Annotated in this window: 22 protein-coding genes; 5 read left to right on the top strand and 17 right to left on the bottom strand. The window is 28.5% G+C overall.

Annotated elements, in window-relative coordinates; translation table 11 throughout:
• Window positions 1-308: 308 nt before the first annotated feature.
• From B2W91_RS15665 to pta, 8 genes are all read right to left on the bottom strand, one after another.
• Complete coding sequence (locus B2W91_RS15665) at window positions 309-1,376, bottom strand: elongator complex protein 3 (RefSeq protein ID WP_291582619.1); 1,068 nt, start codon at window positions 1,374-1,376, stop codon at window positions 309-311.
• Window positions 1,369-2,070, bottom strand: a complete 702-nt coding sequence (rnc, locus tag B2W91_RS15660) for a ribonuclease III (protein ID WP_291582617.1) — start codon at window positions 2,068-2,070, stop codon at window positions 1,369-1,371. Before rnc ends, B2W91_RS15665 begins: the two co-directional genes overlap by 8 nt.
• Before the next feature lie 125 nt (window positions 2,071-2,195).
• On the bottom strand, window positions 2,196-2,429 hold the full coding sequence (gene acpP / locus B2W91_RS15655; RefSeq protein WP_291582626.1) for an acyl carrier protein: 234 nt from the start codon (window positions 2,427-2,429) through the stop codon (window positions 2,196-2,198).
• Window positions 2,430-2,562: 133 nt separating this feature from the next.
• Complete coding sequence (plsX, locus tag B2W91_RS15650; RefSeq protein WP_291582614.1) at window positions 2,563-3,570, bottom strand: phosphate acyltransferase PlsX; 1,008 nt, start codon at window positions 3,568-3,570, stop codon at window positions 2,563-2,565.
• Window positions 3,571-3,744: 174 nt separating this feature from the next.
• Window positions 3,745-3,927: a 50S ribosomal protein L32 gene (gene rpmF / locus B2W91_RS15645; RefSeq protein WP_291582613.1), complete on the bottom strand. Its 183-nt coding sequence runs from the start codon at window positions 3,925-3,927 to the stop codon at window positions 3,745-3,747.
• Window positions 3,928-3,939: 12 nt separating this feature from the next.
• Complete coding sequence (locus B2W91_RS15640; protein WP_291582611.1) at window positions 3,940-4,452, bottom strand: YceD family protein; 513 nt, start codon at window positions 4,450-4,452, stop codon at window positions 3,940-3,942.
• A 240-nt stretch (window positions 4,453-4,692) separates the two neighbouring features.
• A complete protein-coding gene (locus tag B2W91_RS15635; protein ID WP_291582609.1) occupies window positions 4,693-5,889 on the bottom strand; it encodes an acetate/propionate family kinase in 1,197 nt (398 codons plus the stop codon).
• Between the two features lie 108 nt (window positions 5,890-5,997).
• A complete protein-coding gene (gene pta / locus B2W91_RS15630) occupies window positions 5,998-7,005 on the bottom strand; it encodes a phosphate acetyltransferase (protein ID WP_291582607.1) in 1,008 nt (335 codons plus the stop codon).
• A 508-nt stretch (window positions 7,006-7,513) separates the two neighbouring features.
• Here pta and B2W91_RS15625 point away from each other — a divergent pair.
• Both B2W91_RS15625 and ylbJ read left to right on the top strand, forming a co-directional pair.
• Window positions 7,514-8,731 (top strand): nucleotidyltransferase, encoded by a 1,218-nt coding sequence (locus B2W91_RS15625; RefSeq protein ID WP_291582605.1) that lies wholly within the window; start codon window positions 7,514-7,516, stop codon window positions 8,729-8,731.
• Window positions 8,732-8,933: 202 nt separating this feature from the next.
• Window positions 8,934-10,088 carry a sporulation integral membrane protein YlbJ gene (gene ylbJ, locus B2W91_RS15620; protein WP_291582624.1) on the top strand — a complete coding sequence of 385 codons (1,155 nt, stop codon included), beginning with the start codon at window positions 8,934-8,936 and terminating at the stop codon, window positions 10,086-10,088.
• Between the two features lie 92 nt (window positions 10,089-10,180).
• Here ylbJ and B2W91_RS15615 read toward each other — a convergent pair whose 3' ends face one another.
• The 6 genes from B2W91_RS15615 to B2W91_RS15590 all read right to left on the bottom strand — a co-directional run bounded on the left by B2W91_RS15615 (window position 10,181) and on the right by B2W91_RS15590 (window position 16,353).
• On the bottom strand, window positions 10,181-10,747 hold the full coding sequence (locus B2W91_RS15615) for a hypothetical protein (RefSeq protein WP_291582603.1): 567 nt from the start codon (window positions 10,745-10,747) through the stop codon (window positions 10,181-10,183).
• Entirely contained in the window at window positions 10,731-11,240 is a 510-nt protein-coding gene (gene coaD / locus B2W91_RS15610) for a pantetheine-phosphate adenylyltransferase (RefSeq protein WP_291582602.1), read from the bottom strand. Before coaD ends, B2W91_RS15615 begins: the two co-directional genes overlap by 17 nt.
• Window positions 11,241-11,242: 2 nt before the next feature.
• Window positions 11,243-11,800: a 16S rRNA (guanine(966)-N(2))-methyltransferase RsmD gene (gene rsmD, locus B2W91_RS15605; RefSeq protein ID WP_291582601.1), complete on the bottom strand. Its 558-nt coding sequence runs from the start codon at window positions 11,798-11,800 to the stop codon at window positions 11,243-11,245.
• Window positions 11,801-12,015: 215 nt separating this feature from the next.
• Window positions 12,016-14,049, bottom strand: coding sequence for an ATP-dependent DNA helicase RecG (gene recG, locus B2W91_RS15600; RefSeq protein ID WP_291582599.1), 2,034 nt, complete (start codon window positions 14,047-14,049; stop codon window positions 12,016-12,018).
• A gap of 301 nt (window positions 14,050-14,350) precedes the next feature.
• A complete protein-coding gene (locus tag B2W91_RS15595; protein WP_291582597.1) occupies window positions 14,351-15,991 on the bottom strand; it encodes a DAK2 domain-containing protein in 1,641 nt (546 codons plus the stop codon).
• An 11-nt stretch (window positions 15,992-16,002) separates the two neighbouring features.
• Window positions 16,003-16,353, bottom strand: a complete 351-nt coding sequence (locus B2W91_RS15590) for an Asp23/Gls24 family envelope stress response protein (protein ID WP_039631800.1) — start codon at window positions 16,351-16,353, stop codon at window positions 16,003-16,005.
• Between the two features lie 192 nt (window positions 16,354-16,545).
• On the opposite strand from B2W91_RS15590, the gene rpmB reads away from it, so the two are divergent.
• Complete coding sequence (gene rpmB / locus B2W91_RS15585; RefSeq protein ID WP_039631798.1) at window positions 16,546-16,737, top strand: 50S ribosomal protein L28; 192 nt, start codon at window positions 16,546-16,548, stop codon at window positions 16,735-16,737.
• Between the two features lie 133 nt (window positions 16,738-16,870).
• Here rpmB and B2W91_RS15580 read toward each other — a convergent pair whose 3' ends face one another.
• From B2W91_RS15580 to B2W91_RS15570, 3 genes are all read right to left on the bottom strand, one after another.
• On the bottom strand, window positions 16,871-17,038 hold the full coding sequence (locus B2W91_RS15580; RefSeq protein WP_291582594.1) for a hypothetical protein: 168 nt from the start codon (window positions 17,036-17,038) through the stop codon (window positions 16,871-16,873).
• 774 nt (window positions 17,039-17,812) lie between these two features.
• Complete coding sequence (locus tag B2W91_RS15575; protein ID WP_291582592.1) at window positions 17,813-19,276, bottom strand: YncE family protein; 1,464 nt, start codon at window positions 19,274-19,276, stop codon at window positions 17,813-17,815.
• A 5-nt stretch (window positions 19,277-19,281) separates the two neighbouring features.
• The gene (locus B2W91_RS15570) at window positions 19,282-21,006 is read right to left on the bottom strand and encodes a hypothetical protein (protein ID WP_291582590.1); all 1,725 of its coding nucleotides are present in this window, start codon (window positions 21,004-21,006) and stop codon (window positions 19,282-19,284) included.
• 134 nt (window positions 21,007-21,140) lie between these two features.
• On the opposite strand from B2W91_RS15570, the gene B2W91_RS15565 reads away from it, so the two are divergent.
• Together B2W91_RS15565 and B2W91_RS15560 are read left to right on the top strand one after the other, a co-directional pair.
• On the top strand, window positions 21,141-21,905 hold the full coding sequence (locus B2W91_RS15565) for a hypothetical protein (RefSeq protein WP_291582588.1): 765 nt from the start codon (window positions 21,141-21,143) through the stop codon (window positions 21,903-21,905).
• A 137-nt stretch (window positions 21,906-22,042) separates the two neighbouring features.
• The gene (locus B2W91_RS15560; RefSeq protein ID WP_291582585.1) at window positions 22,043-22,768 is read left to right on the top strand and encodes a DUF4489 domain-containing protein; all 726 of its coding nucleotides are present in this window, start codon (window positions 22,043-22,045) and stop codon (window positions 22,766-22,768) included.
• Window positions 22,769-23,193 lie beyond the last annotated feature (425 nt).

The raw sequence follows: 23,193 nt of genomic DNA, 5'->3' as shown, positions 1-23,193 counted from the left end.
CTCATTCCTAATTGTCATTTATTCATTACCAATTGTCAATCAGTTAAAATTATTTTAATTTTATATTAAATAATCTTTATAAGGATCTATTAACAAGACCATTATAATAACTAGCCAACATGATAAAAAATGAGTTAGACTACTGATTAGCTATTATTTATCTTAAAAATTTTGATATTTATAACATAAAATATTAAAAAACCCTTGATTTACAAAACTTCATTTTTTGAAATCTAGCAATATCAAGAGTTTAAAATTCCATTTCTAAATGATATTTAAATCCAGGAACAATAAATTAATATTTAGCTCTATATAGCAAATTTTCTTCTCAAATAATTTTCTAAAGTTATTTCCTCAGCATTTTCCTTTAGATTAAATCTTAATTCTCCCCTTTTTACTGATATATCTTGATTAATTTTTAGTTTTTTCAACCCTAATATTTTTAAAGCCTCATTAAAATATTTTTTCTTATTAGCATAAAGCTTTGATATATCTTTAGGATTTATAGAAATACTTTCAACATCACTATGACTTTTAAAATATTCTACTATTAATTCTTGATATATAGAACTTTCTACTAGTTCTCTAAAAGCAGGATGAAATGGACCTTCCACTATTTCCTTACCATAATTTATCTCTTCTGTAGGCTGAAGTCCTATTCTTATAACCTTAATACCACTTCCTACATACATCCCATATATTATCTTGCTAATTTCAACTGCCTCTTCTAAATCATAAGGCTGATACTCTCCTCTTTCTAATAAAGTTTCCATAGGTGTATTTTTTATCACCAGCGATGGATAGATTCTGCATATATCTGGTTTCATCGCTATACTTTTTTGAGTAGTTAATATATCCTTTTCCCTATTATCCCCAGGTAATCCCAACATAATTTGATGCCCTAAAGTAAATCCATATTTTTTAATTAGCTTTGATGCTTTTACTACATCATCAGAACTATGTCCTCTTCCAGATTTTATTAAAACCTCATCATCAAGTGATTGTACTCCTAATTCTATTATATCAGCAGAATGTTCTTTAAGATTAGCTAATATCTTGTCATCTATGTAATCCGGCCTTGTTGATAACCTTATATAATCTATCTTATTACAATCTTTATAATTCTTTGCTACGGAAAGCAGCTCATTTTGTTTATTTATATCTATAGCTGTAAAAGTCCCCCCAAAAAAAGATACTTCTACAACTGAACTTTCTCTATCTATAGTTTTTAGATATTCTTTTATAGTATTTTCTACAAATTCTCCATTAATTTTAAAGCAACTTCCTGTAATGCTATCTTGATTACAAAATACACAGGTATGAGGACATCCTTCATGTGGTACAAATATTGGGATTATGTAATGAAGTTTATTCATATATTTCCTCCTTAGTTAAAAGCACTTCCCTGGCAGCATTTTGCTCTGCTTCTTTCTTGCTATAACCTACCCCACTACCTTTAGATATACCATTTATTAAAACTTCAACATAAAATAATCTTCTATGTGGAGGACCTTCATATTTAATTAGATTATAAATTATAGACACTTCTCCATTTTTCTGAAGAATTTCTTGAAGTTTCGTTTTATAATCAATAATTATTTGATTTTTTAAAGCCTTATAGATTATATTTTTAAAATTAGTTAATATGAATTCTCTTACATATTCTAAACCTTTATCTAAATAAATAGCAGCAATTATAGCTTCTACAGCATCTGCTAAAATAGATACTCTAGTTCTTCCACCAGTCATTTCTTCGCCCTTACTCATGGTTATATAAGAGCCTAAATTCCATCCTTTAGCTATTTCATAAAGAGAATTTTCACAAACAATTAGTGATCTAACCCTTGTTAAGTATCCCTCACTTTCATTTGTATTGTTTGAAAACAAATGTTGAGAGATTACAAGTTGAAGTACTGAGTCTCCTAAGAACTCTAACCTCTCGTTGTACTCTACATCTTTTTTTTGATTAGCATAAGAACTATGGGTAATTGCTATTTGTAATAATCCTAAATTATCAAAGTTTAATTGTAATTTATTCTGCAATTCTAATGTACTAGGTCTAATCTTCATTTCTTTGCTCCTTCTTAGGAGTTTATTCCTCAATTTATTACCTTATTAATAAATTCAAGAAAGAACTCCTTGATTTTATTTCTTTTATATGAAAATAAAGTCCCGCAATTAGCGGAACTTAGATTTTATTCTTCTACACGTGCTTTTATGTATTCGACTACATCACCCACTGTAGATATTTTTTCTGCATCCTCATCAGGTATCTCTATATCGAATTCTTCCTCTAATGCCATTATTAACTCAACTATATCTAATGAATCAGCACCTAAATCATCTACGAAAGACGATTCCATTTTAATCTCATCTTCCTCTATGCTTAATTGCTCTGCTATTCTCTCTCTTATTTTTTCAAACATAATTATTCAGCCTCCTAATAAATTAAAAACATTTCAATTAAATATTAATAGTTATATTGAAAGTAATCAATAGATTTTTAATATATTTTAATAATATACTTCAATTTAATAATATTATTCATGATATTTTATTCTTTTACTCTTTTTCTGTTCCTAAATTTTCAAGTTCTGCTTGTATTTTTTCAACAATTTTATTATCATATGCTACTTTTGCTTGTCTTATCGCATTTTTAAAAGCTTTTGCATTTGAACTTCCATGAGCCTTAACACAAATTCCATTAACACCTAAAAAAGCAGCTCCACCATATTCTGTGTAGTCAAGATCACTTTTAATCTTCTTAAAAACAGGTTTTAAGAGCATACCACCTAATTTTGTTGTAAAGGAACTCATTATATTTTCTTTTAATATTGAAAATATGCTAGCAGCTACCCCTTCATACATTTTAAGTACCGTGTTTCCTACAAAACCATCACATACTAGTACCTTAACATCGCCTTGAGTAATATCTCTCGGCTCAACATTTCCAACAAAATTATAACCTGTAGTCTTTAAGAGCTTATGAGCATTCTTAGTAAGCTCATTACCCTTTTCTTCTTCTGCACCAATATTTATAAGTCCTATAGTAGGCTCTTTAGTATTTAATACATTTTCAAAATAAATTTTTCCCATTAGAGCAAATTGAACTAAATAATGAGGTTTACAATCTGCATTTGCACCTACATCTATAATCATAAATGGACCATTAATTCCTGGCATTACTGGTGCTAATGCCGGTCTATCAATACCTTTTAATCTACCAACTATAAGGGTACAACCTGCTAAAAAAGCCCCTGTACTTCCAGCAGATATAATTCCATCTACCTTTTTTTCTTTAACTAATTGTAGTGCCTTAGAAATACTAGAATCTTTTTTTCTTCTAATAGCTCTTACAGGTTCTTCATTAGGGCTTATAATCTCTGTAGCATTCACTATAGCAATCTTTTCTTTATCATAGTCGTATTTGCTTAACTCTTTAGCTATCTCTTCTTCTGGACCGGTTATAATGAGTTCTATATCATTATATTCTTTTACTGCTAATACCGACCCTTCTACTATCGCTGAAGGTGAAAAATCTCCACCCATTCCATCTACTGCAAATTTCATTTTTAACCCTCACTTAATTTTATCAATTTTTCTATAAGTTACTAACTAAAAAAAATTATATATAAGTTCTCATTATAAATATTATATATTAAACTTTGTAAAAAATTCTACTTTATTCTTACATTTATAAAAATATTATATAAAAAATAAAAGAAAGTCAAGTGACTTTCTTTTTTATTTCTCAGTTGAAACAACTTCTCTATTTTTGTAGTGTCCACAGTTCTTGCAAACTCTGTGAGCAAGTTTCATTTCATGGCACTGAGGGCATTCAACCATTCCTGGTAAACCAAGTTTGAATGTTTGCGCTCTTCTTGAATCTCTTCTAGCTTTAGAAAATTTTCTCGCAGGATTTCCCATAGTAACACCTCCTTACGTGTTTGAAAACAATTCTTTTAACTTTGCCAACCTCGGATCAAGATCATCTTTTTCACAGTCACATGAATTATGATTTAGATTCGTTCCACAGTGTTGGCACAGGCCTTTGCAGCCTTCCTTGCAAAGTTTTTTTACAGGAAGCTCTACACAAAGATTGTTCTCTATTATTTGGTAAATATCTATTTTATCATTCTTAATTGAGATAATTTCTCCATCTTCATCTTTAATAGTATCAGATAACTTTTCATTTATATCCATATTTACATTATAAGAAAAGCTCTCACTACATCTTGAACAAGGTAATAAAACCTCAGTTTCAACATTTCCAGTTAATTCATAGATATTATCAATTAGCTTGATTATTCCTTTGAATTTTATAGGCTTAGTGAACTTTATAATTTCACCATTGTCATCAAAACTTTCTTTAGATATCTCTAAGTCAAGCTCTTTTCTTCCATGTTTCTTATTTTTTAATTCTGAAAGGTCAATGTTCATAATTTTTAACATTTTTAACGCTCCGAAAAAATATTACAAAATATTCTTCTCATATGAATAAATCATCATACATAATGCGAATTTAATCGCATAGCTTGAGCAAAGCTACTACGCCCCTCCTTATGTTTATTCAAGATTTTATACTATTTTCAAACACAAACTATTATATAAATTTTAACTTTAAAAGTCAAGAATTATTTATACGTTTAAAAACATATTAAGGAAAGGCAGTAGCTAATTATTATTTAAAAACTATTTAGAAGTTAACTCTTGAGTATCTCTTGCTATTACTAATTCTTCGTTAGTTGGTATAACGAAAGCCTTAACTTTAGCATCAGCAGCACTTACATCTACAGCTTTTCCTCTTACATTGTTTTTCTCAGAATCAATTTTAATTCCCATGAATTCTAAGCCTTTGCATATATCTTCTCTTGTAGCTGGAGAATTTTCTCCTAATCCTGCTGTAAATACAATAGCATCAACTCCGCCCATAGTTGCAGCGTAAGATCCTATCATTTGTCTTACTCTATAGTTATAAACATCTAATGCAAGTTTAGCTCTTTCATTTCCTTCGTCAACAGCTCCTTCTATATCTCTAAAGTCACTACTTACTCCTGAAATTCCTAGAACTCCTGATTCTTTGTTTAATAAGTTATTCACTTCATCAACACTCATATTTTCTTCTTTCATTAAGAAAGTAACTATAGCAGGGTCAATGTTTCCACATCTTGTTCCCATAGCTATTCCTTCAAGTGGAGTAAAGCCCATGCTTGTATCTACTGATTTACCATTTTTAACTGCTGATAAACTAGCACCATTTCCTAAGTGACAAGTAATAATTTTTATATCTTTTATATCTTTGCCCATCATTTCAGCAACTTGGCCAGATACGAATTTATGAGATGTTCCATGGAATCCATATTTTCTTATTCCATGCTTCTCGTATAACTCATATGGTAATGGATATATAAACGCTTCTTTTGCCATTGTTTGATGGAATGCTGTATCAAATACTGCAACCATTGGTGTGCTTGGCATTAATTCTTTACATGCATTAATTCCTATTATGTTTGCTGGATTGTGAAGTGGTGCAAGTTTTACACACTCTTCTAATTCGCTCATAACCTCATCATTGATGATAACTGATTCAGCATACTTTTCTCCGCCATGAACAACTCTATGTCCTACAGCATTGATTTCTGACATGTTAGATATAACTCCATGTACTTTATCAGTTAAGCTATCTATAACGTGTTGTATAGCCTCTTTGTGACTTTCCATTGGAACCTGAATTATGTATTTATCTCTTCCTGGAACCTTTTGAGTTAATATTGAACCCTCTATTCCTATTCTTTCTACTAAACCTTGTGCTATTGCTTCCTCATTTTCCATGTTAATTAATTGATACTTTAATGAAGAACTTCCGCAATTGATTACAAGTATTTTCATTAATAACTCCTCCTTTAATGACACCTTTGTTATTTAGTAATTCTTCTAAAATTACTTTTAATAAATTTTTTATTAAAAGCTCACAACCTTTAGTATATAATATAACTTTTACTTATTGCAAGACTGTTGAGCTTGTATAGCAGTTATAGCTACAACATTAACTATATCATCAACGCTACAGCCTCTTGATAAATCGTTAATAGGTTTTGCAAATCCTTGACAAACTGGTCCTATAGCTTCAGCATTTGCAAACCTTTGAACTAATTTATATCCTATGTTTCCTGCTTGTAAATCTGGGAATACTAGAACATTAGCATTTCCTGCTACAGAACTATTTGGTGCCTTTTGTTTAGCAACCTTATCCACAATAGCAGCATCTAATTGTAGCTCTCCATCAATTTGTAAATCTGGTCTTTGACCTCTAGCTGACTCTGTAGCTACTCTTACCTTGTCAACATTTTCATGTTTAGCACTTCCCATGCTTGAAAATGAAAGCATTGCAACTTTAGGCTCTATTCCACATAGTGCTTTAGCATTATCTGCTGTACTTATTGCTATTGAAGCTAATTCTTCCGCATTAGGATTTGGATTAACTGCACAATCAGCAAATAATAAAGTACCCTCTTTACCATATCCACAGTTTGGAACTTCCATTACGAAGAAACTTGATACAACTTTTATTCCTGGAGCTGTTTTTATTATTTGAAGACCAGGACGTAATAAATCACCTGTACTATGTACTGCTCCTGAAACTAATCCATCTACATCGTCCATTTTAACCATCATTGTTCCAAAGTATACTGGGTCTTTTACCACTTCAGTAGCTTTTTCTAGCGTTACTCCTTTGCTTTTTCTAAGCTCATAAAAAGCTTCAGCATATTTTGATGTTTTATCTGAAGTCTCTGGATCTATTATCTCTATGCCTTCTATATTTACACCAAATGTTTTAGCATTAGCTTTAACCTTCTCTTCAGCACCAACTAGAACTACCTCTGCTATAGCATTTTTTTTAATTAACTCAGCAGCTTTTAAATTTCTTTCCTCTTCGCCTTCTGGCAAAACTATTTTTTTCATATCTGCTTGAGCTAAATTCCAAATTTTGTCTACAAAACTCATCACGAAATCTCCTTTCGGTTTTAAACCATTAACATCCCTTATTAATATAACCCTTTTTTACTATAATTTTCAACCTAAAACGAAAATTTTATTAACATAATATAATTCTGAAAATTGCTACTTATAAAGCTTCCTTTACTAATACAATAGGTTTGAAATGAAATAATTAGTCAAGAATAAGTAAATATTCTCTATTAGATAAAAGACTAATATTTGATAATGGTTATAATATTTTAAAATTATGTTAATGAATTACTATATAAAATATAGTAACATAATGACTAGTTATTTTTTTCAAGATATCTTATAATACAAGTTAAAAATGTGATTATGGAGAAGTCTTGAATTGTTTTATTTTTGAAGTTACGCAATAACTTCTTATAAAAAACTAGCAATGGAATTGATAGCAAAAATCTATTTAAAAGAAATTAGTTTATTAAAACTAATTTAAACCATAATTATCAATTTTATTCTTAATTGATCTATAAGATATGAGGTGAAAATCATAATGAAAGTATGTGGAATTATAGTTGAATACAATCCATTGCATAATGGTCATGTTTATCATATAAATAAAACTAAAGAACTTACAGGTTGTGATATACTTATAGCAGTAATGAGTGGAAATTTTAATCAAAGAGGCATTCCCTCTATAGTAGACAAATATAATAAGACAAAGATGGCACTAGATAATGGAATAGATTTAGTTTTTGAGCTTCCTACTATTTATAGTGCTTCTTCCGCAGAATTCTTTTCTTTTGGGGCTATAAGCCTTTTAAACAGCTTATCTATAGTTGATAGTATTTGCTTTGGAAGTGAACATGGAGATATATCTATTCTTATGGAAATTTCAAAAATACTTGAAAGTGAATGTGAAGATTTTAAAATTATTTTAAAAGAAAATCTAAAAAAAGGTACTTTATATCCTAAAGCTCGTTCACAAGCTTTATTTTCTTATTTACAAAAAGAGAATTATAATATAGATAATCTAGAAGAAATACTAAATTCTTCTAATAATATACTTGGAATTGAATATATAAAAAGCTTATTAAAACTAAATAGTAACATTAAGCCTTACACAATTAAGCGAGAAGGTGCTTCTTACAATAGTATGACTCTTAATAATGTATTTTCTAGTGCTACATCTATTAGGGAATACATAAAGAGTGAAGCGTCCATAGAAAAGTTAAAGGCTCATGTACCAACTTCTGTTTTTAATCATCTTCAAAAACTCCAAAGTGAAGAATATAATTTTACTTTTGATGAGTCAATGTTACCTTATATTAAGTATAAGAGTTTCTTAGATAAAAATTCTTTAGAAAAAATTCCAGATGTTTCTGAGGGATTACATAATAAAATATATAGCTCTCTTTGTGAAGGAAATAACTATAATGACATAATAGAAAGGATTAAATCTAAAAGGTATACCCGTACTCGTATTAGTAGAATACTTTGTCAGTACTTTATAGGGTTTGATAATTTTGACTCCAACTTCCTTAGAAATGAACCTTGTAGCTATGCTAGAATTTTAGGTTTTAATGAAAAAGGAAAATCCATACTCAAATCTATAAAAAGTAATAGTAATATCCCTTTATATACAAAACTTCCTAAAAACTTAAATGAGACACTGAAATTAGAACTTCAGGCTTCTAGAGCGTATAGCCTATTAAATAAAAATTATAGATATAATGAAGATTATTTAACTAGCCCATTAAAAAAATCCTGACTTGTCTCAGGATTTTTTTGCTTGATTGCTAAATTAATAAACAATCATAGATTTATCTGCATCCTTGAAATGCAGTATGATGGAATAGTAAATAAAATAGTAAATTTATAATTTATTAAAATTAACACATAAGTTGTCCCTTTAATAAATATATTTTATATATGTATATTATACTTTAGGGAGTTGCATAATATTGAAACTTATGTATATTTTTCTTTTAATTATTTTATTATTTATACTTTATAAACTTATAAAAGGCTATGGATTTAATGCTATACTCACTATTTTAGCATCATTACTTATTATTTATATAATAGCTAATCCAAAAGAATGTATGGGATTTACTATAGATGGTGTTAAACTTTTTTTTAACTCTGTATTTCCATCATTATTTCCATTCTTAGTATTAATAAATATGATTATTTCTTTTGGTGGAATTCAAATTTACTCTAAAATACTTGGGAAAATAATCTCTTATCCATTAGGACTCTCAAAAAACTGCAGCTTAGCAATACTTATTAGCACCTTTTGTGGATACCCTTTAGGTGCTAGATATTCTAGCGATATATATGAAAGAAATTTAATAGATTTCAAAACTTACGAAAGGCTTTTAAATATTGCTTCTAACGGAAGTCCACTTTTTATAATAGGAGCAGTAGGGACAGCAATGCTCGGGAATATTTACATGGGATATTTATTGCTATTATCAAATTTTCTTTCTTGTATAGCCATGGGTTTAATACTTCCTAATAGGTATAAAAATAATAATTCTACAAGTAGTAAAAATGTATTTGTGTATGGCAATAATTTAAACATAGGTGTAGCCTTTAAAAACTCTATAGAAGATGCCATTAAAAATGCACTATCTATAGGTGGATTTATAGTTATTTTTTCAGTAATTATAAACATAATAAAAGGCAATGTTTTATTTAACATTACCTTAGAAAAGATATCTGCTCTTACAACCATTCCTTTTGAAGTCATTCAAGGCCTAATTTTGGGAATGATTGAAATAACAAATGGCTGCAGTATTATAACTAAGTCTTCTATTGATTTAAATACTAAATTGCTTTTATTAAGCTTTTTAATTACCTTTAGCGGACTTTCAATAACTTCCCAGGTTTACTCTTTAGTATATAAATTTAAAGTTTCTATGAAAAAATATTTGTTTTATAAAACAATACAAGGTGCTATTAGCTCCTTAATAACCTTATTATTATGTAAATTACCACTTTTTAATTTTTCTCAAGAAACCTTTTTACAAAATGGCTATTATAATATAAACAGCTCTCAAATATATTTGATAGTCATACTAGTTATATTATTTCCTTTAATTGTAACAAAAATAGAGTCTTAATTATTTCAAAGGATTAATAATAAAAACTACTACATCTTTAATATTTAAAAGTTTTAGTAATGCTTATAAATTGCAGCTGTAATTTATAAGCATTATTTCATATTCCCTAAATCTTTAATATTTTCTCTAACAATAGAAGTAGTACTTGTAATCTCTTTATGCATATTTCTAAGCATAGCATCTACTTCCTTGTTAATTTTTATAATTATAGCTTCTCCATTAATATCTATTTCTTTCTGAAGATTGCTTAAGGTTTCATCCGCATAATTTAACACACTAGCTTTTAACTCCTTAGCATATTTATTAGCTTCTAACTTCACTTCTCTTGCTTCAGCATTAGCTTCTTGAAGAATTTCATTTGCCTTATGTTCCGCTGCTCTTATTACATCAGAATTTTCAAGTTCTCTTTGAATTCTTCTTTTTGCATCCTCTCTTATACCCTCTGCCTCTCTTCTAGCATTATCTAATATTTGTTCTCTAGCTTCAACAATTTCCTTCGCTTCTAAAAATTGTTCTGGCAAGTCTGCTTTTAATTCACTTGTAATATTAAGCACTTCTTTTTTATTTAAGCTTACTTTTCCAAGTAAATTGCTAGAAGTTTTTACTGTCTGTTCAAGATAATCTATAAGTTCTAAAATGTTGTTAATCTTTTTGCCCACTGTTATCCCCCCTCTTAATTTTAGCTCTTTTCTTTAAATCTTCCTTAATTTCATCAGGAACTAAATCTTCAAGACACCCTCCAAATAGTGCAACCTGTTTTGTGGCAGAAGAACTTAAATAAGAATATTTAGAGTTCGTCATCATAAACACAGTTTCCTTTGTTTTATCTAATTTCTTATTCATAAGAGCCATTTGAAACTCATAATCAAAGTCAGACATAGATCTAAGTCCTTTAACTATTACATCAGCCTCTTCTGAATTCATGAAATCTACTAATAATCCGCTAAAACTTTTAACTCTAACATTTTTATAAGGTGCTATAACCTTCTGTATATGTGCTACTCTTTCATCAATTTCAAACCAACCTTTTTTATCAGGATTTATTAATACTGCAACTATTACCTCATCAAAAACGTAAGATGATCTTTTTATTATATCTAAATGTCCATTAGTTATAGGGTCAAAGCTTCCGGGATAAACTGCTCTTCTCATTTTTATTTCTCCTTATACTCATAGAAACATACTGTTGTATTCCCATACTTTCTTTTATCAATTAATATTATTTCGTCATTTCCCTCGTATATAATTTCACTTGAATCTATCTTTGTAACAATAAGTCCCTCTCTTTGAAGAAGATTATATTTTGAAATCAACTCCACTGCTGGTGGTATCATCTCCTTAGCATAAGGTGGATCTATAAATATAAGGTCAAAAACTTTTTTCTCTTTTCCAAATTTCTCAAGATACTGATAACAATCTCCTTTTAAAGTAGTACATATATCTTGAAATTTTAAATTTTCTACATTCTGCTTTAAAAGATTATAACTAATATCTCCTTTTTCTATTAAATAGCTATGTTTAGCCCCTCTACTAGCAGCTTCTATTCCTAAGCTTCCTGTACCTGAAAATATGTCAATAGACACTGCATCTATAACCCTATTTTGTATTATACTAAATATTGATTCTTTTACTCTATCTAAAGTTGGTCTGGTTCCCATTCCCTCTGGTGGTAATAACTTTCTTCCTCTAGCTTTTCCAGCAATAACTCTCATTCATTTCCTCCTTAGATTTTAATTAAAGATTTTACTTTAATAATCTTACTATAATTATAAATTATACATTATTTAAAGTCTTTATATAAGATTTAATAGTATTTTAAATCTTATATATCTTTATATTCTAATTTATTAAATCTAGTTTATATTACTCTATAAACAGATTCTATAACTTTTTATAAATCTTTATTTTTAACTTATATTTTCTTAATTTAGTTAAAGCAAATATATTTAGAACTTTTTTCAAGCATTTTTCTTATTTCTTCTTTAATTTTCAAATCTTCATCTTTACTACTAAATATTATGTTTTTAGCTTCTTTATTAGCTATCTTAAAGAGCTGAAAATCTTCTACTAAATCTGCAAGTAAAAGTCCACTTTCACCGGATTGCTTAAATCCAAATACCTCTCCGCCTCCTCTAATCCTTAAGTCTTCCTCAGCTATAAAGAATCCATCATTACTATTTTTCATAGTCTCCATTCTTCTTCTCGTAGTATCACTTTTTATATCTGCTATTAATATACAATAGGATTTGTAACTTCCTCTTCCTACCCGCCCTCTTAACTGATGAAGTTGGGATAATCCAAATCTTTCGGCATTTTCAATTATCATTAGAGTAGCATTAGGTACATTAACACCTACTTCAATAACTGTAGTAGAAATTAAAACTTTAATATTTCCCTCTTTAAAACTTTCCATTATTAAGTTTTTCTCTTTATTAGGCATTTTACCATGAAGTATTTCAATTTCAATATCTTTAAAGTATTTTTCTTTTATCTCTAAATATAAACTTTCTACAGAACTTAGGTTTAAATCTTCATTTTCTTCGACTAGTGGACATACTATATAAACCTGGCGTCCTTCTGCAATTTCTTTTAACGCAAAGTTATATACTCTATCTCTTTCTTTTTTATCTATATAATAGGTATCTACTTTCTTTCTTCCTGGTGGAAGAACATCTATGGTAGATACATCTAAATCTCCATAGAGATAAAGGGTTAATGTTCTTGGTATAGGAGTAGCACTCATTACGAGTATATCTGCATTTTCTCCCTTACTTCCTAGTTTATTTCTTTGATTTACTCCAAAACGATGTTGTTCATCAGTAACAATCATACCTAGTTTTTTAAATACTACATTATCTTCAATGAGAGCGTGAGTTCCTATTAAAAGGTCTATTTCTCCATTAGATAGTGCTTCCTTAATTAATTCCTTATTTTTAGCAGTAGTACTTCCTGTTAAAAGTTCTATTTTTATATTAAAACCTTCAAAAAGCCTTGTAGCTTCATAATAATGTTGCTTTGCTAAAATCTCTGTTGGAGCCATCATTGCCGCTTGGTATCCATTTTTGATAATATTGAATAATGATATCAATGCAACTATAGTTTTTCCACTTCCTACATCACCTTGAACTAATCTATTCATAACAATATTTTTCTTTTGATCTATTAAGATTTCTCTTACTACCCTACTTTGAGCTTCTGTCAATTCAAAAGGTAGTTTTTCCTTAAGAGTTGTGAGTTCATTACACATTTTAAATGGTACTCCGCTGCAGTTTTTATTAAGCTCCTTAAGTAATAAGACCTTCATAGAATATGTAAATAGCTCTTGAAACTTTAATCTTCTTTTAGCTTCTTTTAAGCTATTACTATCCTTAGGACTATGAATATGTCTTATTGCCTCATCTAAAGAAATAAAATTATAGCTTTCTATAATTTTTTCAGGTAAATTTTCAATAATTTTTGTATGAGATAAAATCTCGGTAATAGCCTTATTTAAAAAATTATTACTTAAATTATCCTTAAGAGAATATTTAGCTAATATTTTATTATCATCTAAAGTCACGTTTCTAAGTATCTTAGGACTATTCATTTTAACTTCATTATTAAACTTTTCAATTTTACCACTTAATATGTACTTTTCATTAATTCTAAAACTATTTTTAGCATAAGGCTGATTAAACCATTGGCCTTTGAAAGTTTTATTATTAGCTTTAAATATTATAGTAGAAAGAATTTTATTATTCTTAGTTCTTATATCTCTTAATATACTTACTACCCTGCACTCCAATATTACTTTATCTTTTTCATTAAATTCACTAATATCGCTTCCTACAGTTATTAATTCATAATCCCTGGGAAAATATAAAAGTAAATCTAAAACAGTATAAATTCCACATTTATTAAGTTTTTCGGCCATTTTAGGTCCTACACCCTTAACATAACTAATATCATTATATAAATTCACACCATTCACTCCATATATATAGATAAACTACTCTAAAATTTAATGTATGTCTGAATATACGTTACAGTTTGATATATTAATTCACAACTTTTAGATTAATGCACAATTCACAATGCACAATGCACAATTAAGGAAGAAATTATTTTTTAAAAAAATAATTTCCTAAAACATATTTTTGACTAGCAATATAAAATTGCTAGTGCTTATGACGAACGCCGCTTACCGCTACGGAATAAATTCTAAANNAAGCTTACTGCCCACTATAAATATATCATATATAGAAAAAAAGCCCTAAGGCTTTTTACTCTACAGATGTAATAAAATAATATAATGGTTGCTTTCCATCAAAGCACTGAACATCCATATCTGGATATTTTTCTTCTAACTTTTCTACAAGTTTATTTACCTCTTCAACACTACAATCTTCTCCATAGAATATAGTAATAAGTTCGCTATCCTCATTTATCATGCTAGAAATCAGCTCTTCACAAATATCATATATATCAGTTCCTATTTTACTAATTTTACCTTCTAGAAGTCCAAGAATATTACCTTCTTTTATAACTCTTCCATTATCTTCAGTATCCTTAACTGCATAAGTTACTGAACCTGATATAACATTCTTACTACATTCTGTCATATTTTCGCTATTTTCTTCTGGTGAGGCTTCGCTATTAAACATTGTTATAGCAGTAATCCCCTGTGGTATCGTAGTTGTTGGTATAACTATTACATTTTTATCTACTAATTCTATAGCTTGATTTGCTGCCATTATTATATTTTTGTTATTTGGAAGTACAAAAACATTTTCCGCATTTACTTTATTTATACTTTCAACTATGTCCTGTGTGCTAGGATTCATAGTTTGACCGCCCTCTATTACTACATTGACGCCTAAATCTTCAAAAATATTTTTAATACCTTCTCCTCTAGCAACGGTTACAAACCCATATTTTTGTGGTGGCTCTACAGGAGTAACTGTCTCAGCAGCGTCACCTTCTTCATAATCCATTAAACTTCTATGCTGTTCTCTCATATTATCAATTTTAATTTTTGATAACTCTCCAAACTGAACAGCTTTTGAAAGTATCCTTCCAGGATCATTAGTATGAATATGCACCTTAACAAAATCTTCAAGTCCTACTAATACTATTGAGTCCCCTTGTTTTTCAAGTTCTTCTTTAAACTCTGGAATATTAACTCTCTCAGATAATATTATAAATTCTGTACAATATCCAAATTTAATATCTGCAGAATCAATATGAACTTCTGGACTTGCAATTTCTACTACTTTATTTTCTAAAATTTTAGTGTTAAGGTCAACCTTAAGATCATCTTTTAAAGCTTCATGCATACCCTTGAAAAGGATTAATAATCCCATCCCGCCAGCATCCACAACTTTGGCTTGCTTTAACTGTGGTAACATTTCAGGTGTTTTGTTTAACATTTCTTCGCAATTCTTGCAAATTTCTTCAAATAAACTAGTTACATCTTTAGCCTTACTTGTTTTTATTCCTTCAGCTGCAGCTCTTATTATTGTAAGTATTGTTCCTTCCGTCGGTCTCATAACCGCCTTATAAGCAAAATTAGCACCTTGCACCATACTCTCTTTAATGTCTTCTACTGATGCCTCACTTTTGTCTTCAAGTCCTTTTGCTATGCCTCTAAATATTTGAGAAAGAATAACCCCTGAATTACCTCTAGCACCCATAAGTGCTCCTCTTGCTAACTTTCGAGATATCTCCCCTACTGTTTCTTTATCTAAATTTTCAACTTCACCCACTGCTGTTTTAAATGTCATAGACATATTTGTTCCTGTATCTCCATCTGGTACAGGGAATACATTGAGCGAGTTTACATATTCCTTTTGCTCCTCTAACTTATTAGAAGCATTTCTAATCATATTGCAAAAATCATGCCCATTTATTTTTAAGTATTTCAATGCGATACCTCCTAGACCCTCACACCTTGAACATTTACTGTAACTTGTGAAACCTTAAGTCCTGTAAAGTTTTCCATGTTGTATCTAACCTTCTGAATTATATTATTAGCTATTACTGAAATTTTAGTTCCATACTCTACTATTATATATAATTCTACTGTTAAGGATTCATTCTTCGTATTTATTTTGACACCTTTGCTTAGGTTTTCACCCTTTAAAAGCTCCCATAATCCATCTGTAGCATTTTTAGAAGCCATACCAACAACACCATAGCATTCCATTGTTGACACACCTGCAATGTTTGCCAAAACTTCTTCTGAGTAATATACGTTACCTATTTGATTTGTTATGCTAGCTTTCATAATAACTCCTCCTTAATAACACTATATAGATTATTCTATATTATAAAGTGAATTAATTCAACAATTTTAATTTGTAATTAATAGAATTTACGTTAATTATTTTACATTTTGCTTGCATAGTTCATAGCGACTATGTTAAAATATTGTATGTTTGATTTAAACAGTGTTGGTTATTTTAAGGAGGTGTTTATAATGTCAAGAAGATGCGATATATGTGATAAAGGTGTTGTATCAGGTTCTCAGTTCAGCCACTCACACCGCCAATCTAAAAGAAAATGGGCTCCAAATTTAAAAAGAGTTAAAGCTATAGTTAAGGGATCTCCTAAAACTATTCATGTATGTACTAGATGCTTACGTTCAGGTAAGGTTCAACGTGCTATATAAGCTTAAAAAATGCAACTCCAATAAAGAGTTGCATTTTTTTATGTTTATTTTTTTCTAACAAATATACTAACTATTTTAGATAAAAATTTCGGAAGCTTTATTGCAAATATTTTCATTATTTCCCCCCTATAAATTAATTACGATCCTCCATAATTTTCCAGCCTAAACCTATAATTATACATCCCATTGCAACAATCCATCCCCAAAATGGAATTAGCATTGCTAGTAGTATCCCAAGTCCTACAGCTACTACTATTGCCCCAATTCTCTTTCTGGTTTTCCTGCAAAAAAACTTAGACATTTCATCTCCCCCATAGTTATTACTACTATTTAATATATGTTATTTTTTTACAATTGATACAAGTATTCATCGAAGTAGCTTTACAGAAATTAAACGCGTTAATTCTATAAACAATAAATTCTAATTAATTTTTTATAATGTTATATTTTTAAAATAATTTAATAACAAAAGTGAAATACATATATAAATATGATAAAAAATTTAAGATGTTTTTTTAATTAGATATATGAAGCTTAAAGTTCTCCATAAGAGAAATCAAAATATCGCAATAGACCTTTTAATAACATTTCAATCTCATATTCTAATACAAAAATAATATTATTTAATAAGTATTTTAAAATAAAGCACTAGATATAAGGATATAATGCAAAAACTTAATATATACTCTGGAAATAATCTTTCTATAAAAATAGCTTAAATCCTTAGAAATTAAGGATTAATAATTAAAAATGAAAAATTTAGGATGAAATTCACTTTTAGTGAATTTCTAAAATGAAGTTTATTAAAAAAACTCCGAAGGCTTTGACGGTGGAGTTTTAACCATAATTCTTCATTATTCATTCTTAATTTTTAATTCATTGCAAAAATTTTATTATGGAGATTAAAATCATGTATAAGTTAAATTTTCATTAAATAATCCTATATAATTGCTCTAGCGCTTTATTTTAGAATAAATTTGCATTTTAAATTTTATTTTCAAACTTTATCACCATCTAAAGTCAATAATTTTTTATGATTTTGATTTATTTACCATTACATACTAAATTATACAATTTATAATTCACTTAAGTTGACTAATGCTTCAACCTCTCCTACAACTTTTATTTCCATGAATACATCTAGCGAAAAACAAAATGCATCTTTAACCAATATAGGAGCTTTTCTTATTTCAGAACGAGTTTTCAGAGCTAGTTCTAATTCACTTGTTTCAATAGAGTCCGGTATACATAATGTGACTTCTTCATTTTTTTCCACAAATCTTTTTATTCTTTTTTTCTTACGTTTACCATCTCTAAATTCAATATTATATGGAATTCTCAGTGTAAATTTCACTTTTGAAAAATTTGGCCTCTCTTTAATTTTTTCTCTTATTTCTGTTCTATTTACTATAAATCCATTATGAATTATAATTTTTTGAAAAGTAAAAGGTTCTCTATAAGTTTTAGGAATATTCACTATAACTTTTGGCAAAGATATATCTTCTTTATAACTTGAAAATACTTTTTTAACTATTATAGGAGACAATTCAACTTCATCTTTTTTTTCTTCCATATTAGTTGAATCAATGGCATTTTCATTTTCAATAAGTGATTCATTTAAAACCATTGTAATATCATAAGGTTGACTATTAATTTCTTCTATAAGAACAGTATTAACTATAGAATTAGTCGCTGTATCAATTATATCTAATGCTCCATGACCACCACAATTTCTATCAGTTACAAGAAGCTTATCTTTATTTGGAGTTAATAATATACTTTGTGGTTCTGGCAATGTAGTTGCAATAAATCCTTCTAATATATTAGTTGTAATATTTATTATCTCTACCCTATTAAGTCCTTTATTAGCAGCATATAAAATATTATCTTTAAGTGCTAAACTTGTTATAGAAGAATTTGTTGGTAGTTCTATTTGAAAAACTTCTTTTTTCTCAATATCTATTGTAGAGATACTAGCAGAGTTCTTAGCTCTTCCACCACGATTTGCTACGTATATAAATTTACTATCGTCATTTATTAAAATATAACTTGGTTTTACTCCTACATTTTTAATTCTTGTTAACAATTTAAAATTAGATGTATCATAAATCTTTAAATCTTTACGTAATGAATCTAGAACTACTAAATGTTTTCCATTTGAATCCAACTTCAAGCTCTCTATAGCGATAAACCCTAAGACTCTTGCTATTTTTCTTTCCGTAAATATATCGTATACCAGTATTTCTGAAGTGTTTGATATATATATTCGTCCATTTACTATATCTATTTCTAAATTGCCATTACTCAGGATATCTAATATTTTTATTTCATCATTTAAATTACATATAACTGCAACAGGATTTTTATCACTACCGACATAAATATCACCATTTTTATGCGCTGATATCCTAAAAGGTTTATACGGAAGATTAATAGTTCTTATTATAGTATTCACTTCTCCATCAATAGCTGTTATAGTGTTATTTCCTAAATTTGATACATAATAAATTGTTTCTTTTATCCTTTCTACCGTTGACATAGCATCTAGTTCTCATCCCTCCTGCCCCAAATTTTGCTTATAATAGATTTATTTATTTCAGCTTCTAAATCTCTTTGCAATTTATTTTTTTCTTTATTAACTTGCCTCAACATTAAATTAATCTTTTCCTTTTCTTCAGTTACCATGCTTAATTGCTTATCTACTGTTTCTAATGTATCTTGTAACTCTTCTTTCTCGCTAACTACATTCTGATAGTCTTTTCTCATAGTTTCATTTTCTATAGTTATCTGTTCTAAATTTTGTTCTAATTCCTTCCTTTTATTATTCATTACTTCTAATTCATTATTTATATGTTCCTTATGAAGATTAATTTTATTTAAAAATTCTTGTAATTTTTCTTTTTCTTTCTGTAATTTTTCTATCTCAAGATTTAAATTTTTATTTTCCTTAATTGTTTCTTCTAATTTTTCTTGTAAATCATCCAGTTGCTTCACTCTTTCTTTTAGTCCATCTTGAGACTCCTCATGTACTTGCTTAAAAATATTACATTTCTCTTGAACCCTTTTATTTTTATAAATTATATTACTTAATTGCTCTTCCAGTTGCCCAATAATATTTTCTTTTTGTTTTAGCTGTAATTTCAAGTTAGCTACTATACTTTCTAATTCTTTATTTTGCTCGCTTAAATTTGATATATCTTCATTTGTAAAATCTTTTTCCTCATTGATATTTAATACTGAACTATTATTCTTCTCACTTTCTTCTTCCTCTAAATTCTTTAAAGGACTTTCAGGTAAAAAAAATTTTATAGGATAAGAATTTGTGCCTAGAATTTTAGTACCCTTTATTTTTTCATCATCATATCCAAATATACAGTTGTACAATAAAATTTCTTTTTCTTCTTCAGTATCTAGTCTAAATGGTGCATTCCACTCATTTTCAAATGAAGAACAAATTATATCCTTTTCCTCTCTCCACATTGCCCATAAAATATTGTTTTTTTCAATTAATATAGGATCCGTAATTTCTGTTTTTCCTTCAAAAAGTTTATCATATTTCATTTCTTCGTTAAAATCTATATATACAGTTTCTAATGAATACATATCCTTTTCCTTAGATAGATTTAAAATATGAATCTTATTTTTTGAAAACATAGTGGAAAAATTTATTTTGCTACCTTTTATATCATATAATTTCTTAGGTAAAGTCCAATTAGACTTTTTATACACAAAATTTTTTACTTCTATTTCTGGTTCCTTATTATTGATAAAAAATATAGAAATATTATTTCCTTTTACTATCTCTGCATGATAGTGATTATCTGCATTTGGTATAAGCATAATGTTGTGAATACTATTAATTATGGCATTATCTTCTCTCCATATATAGTGCATAAGACTTCCTAGCGAGGGGTTATTTATATTTTTAAGTATGAAAAATGCATTTATATGATTTTCTACCATAATTAAAGTAAGTTCTCTTATTTCATTCTCACTAGTTTCAAAGTCATAAAGTACTTTTCCTAACCACTGATCTTTATTCCAAATACAATATTTTAATTTTCCTTTTTTACTATATATAATGTGAATATTTTGATCTTTATCTATAGCAATATTAAACTCTAATACTCCTGTAGCAATTTTACTTTCATTAGTCCATCTATCTTCTGAATACATAATATTGTAAGCTAAGTCCCCATTTTCTTTTAAAATAAACTTCCATAAATTATTTTCTTTATCATAAAAAATCCAAGTATTAGTATTTTCCATATATTTCACCTCTTTATAAAATTATATTTTTTTATTTATATATATATGACCACATTTAAACTATCACACAATTATTTAATTTACATACAATGTAATGTAAGTAAGAATATCCTATGTAAAAAGGAGGAAAATATATGGCAATTACTAGTGATAATTTCTCACCACGTCCTGGGCTAGTAAATAAACAAGGATACCTTCCTGACCCAGTTGAATTGGTATGTATCGAAGTACCTAAAGTATTTGACCAATGTTTAATTAAAAAATGTCTTGAATTTAAAGAAGGTCCTGATACAAGTTGTACTGACGAAGAACTAAGAAGTAATCCACTAAGAAATCCAAAAAGATTTTTAGGATGTAGAGATTTTAGTATTAAACTTTTATCTGTAGACAAAATTCCTATTAACGGTAAGCCAGGATATAAAAAAGTTATTATTTCTTTTATGATTTCATTTTTCGCAGATTTTTTAGATACATGTGGTACTACTCAATGTGAATTATTTGAAATAAATAGAACTGAAGTTATTTCTAAACTTTATTGTCCTGACTCAATAGCTAAAACCACTTCTAGCAGTATATGCCCTGATGAAGATGAAGATTTCGATCCTGAAATTATAAAACTTGAATTAGTAGCAGACTGTCTTGATGGAGTATTTACTAGAGATTGTGATTGCTGTGATGTATTGGATATAACTTTAGGCTTCCATTTAATAGTAAAATGTGAACTTATTGTTCAATTACTAATTCCTGCTTATGGTTACTGTCCAGTACCTAAACAATGTAAAGAAGAACAAGAGGAAAATCCATGTGAAATATTCTGTAAATTACCACCACCAAAATTCTATCCGGATCAAAAATTAAGACCATTGTTCTCTGACGACTATGATGATTGTTGCGATTAATTAAAAATAAGTTTTCTATAGTAAAGTAACACACTTGTCCAATGTCTCATATAATATAATGAAGAGTTTTAGATAAAATATTTTCAAATAACTTATAAAAAATAAAAATTATGTAAAAGTATAAGGGAGGCTTATTTATGAATTCAAAATCTAAATCTTTTAAATGCGAAGACAGATGTGAAGACAGATGTCATGACAGATGTGAAGAAAGATGCCACTGTGACAGATGTGAAGAAAGATGTCACCATGACAAATGTGAAGGCAGATGCCACCATGACAGATGTGAAGACAAATGCTGCTGCCATGAGCATAAATGGAACTGTAATATGGAGTGCTGCAACACTTGTCATTGTGTTCCAGGTCATCCTCTACCAGGTCCATCAATATTATCTTGCGGTACAGGAACTGGCTTAGCTATTCCAGCAGTTACTGGTACTGCTCCATTTAATCCTATACCAGTAGCTAGTCTTACAATTGATACTACTTGCTTATGCAGACCATCTGTAAAAATTGATTTTACTAGTATAATTAATTATCAAGCGCTTCTTACTTTAGGAGCAGGTCCATTACTAACTACTCCATTTACAGTAACTTTCCAATTGAGTAAGACTTGTAATGATGGATCTAAAATACCACTAGGAAGCTGGACCTTTACAATAGCACTATTAGCAGTTGCAGTAAATATTACAGAAACCTTTGCTTTCACTTTCTGTGAATGCAATACTTGCCCAGGCTGCTGCGTTTACACTGTAGATATAGTTCAAGCTCTTAGAAGTACACTAGCTGGTACTATTACTGTTACAAGTGAATCTGCTTCAATCGTTACTTCTAGCCTTACAGCAATAGCAGCTTCTTCTTGCTAATAATTTTAAACTTAAGTGTAAATAAAATGATATATTTTAAATTTATGGGAGTCCTCTACCAATGAGGCTCCTCATCTCCATTTATAATACAAAATTAATATAAATATTAAAATAAGCGGTATTTAAAATATTATAATTAGAGCTATACAATTTATAATTACAGATTTACATTTATCCTTATAGGTTATGTAAAAATTACAAACTTTTAGAATTAAAATTACTATAAAAATTAGCATATAGTTACTTGTTACCTAGTTCTTTGAAGTGCAATATAATGGCACAAAGATATTTAATATATTTACCGGTATAACTGTATTGCTTACCTCCCTTATTCAATTCATAATTAAAAATATTTATTAGATAAAGCTGAGAAATTTAGAATTGATTTATCTTTTAAGCGGCACAGTTACTTCCTATAAAGAACT

The organism is Clostridium sp. UBA6640 (genome assembly GCF_002455975.1).
GTDB lineage: Bacteria > Bacillota > Clostridia > Clostridiales > Clostridiaceae > Clostridium_J.
This window is presented reverse-complemented; position numbering and strand designations above follow the sequence as displayed.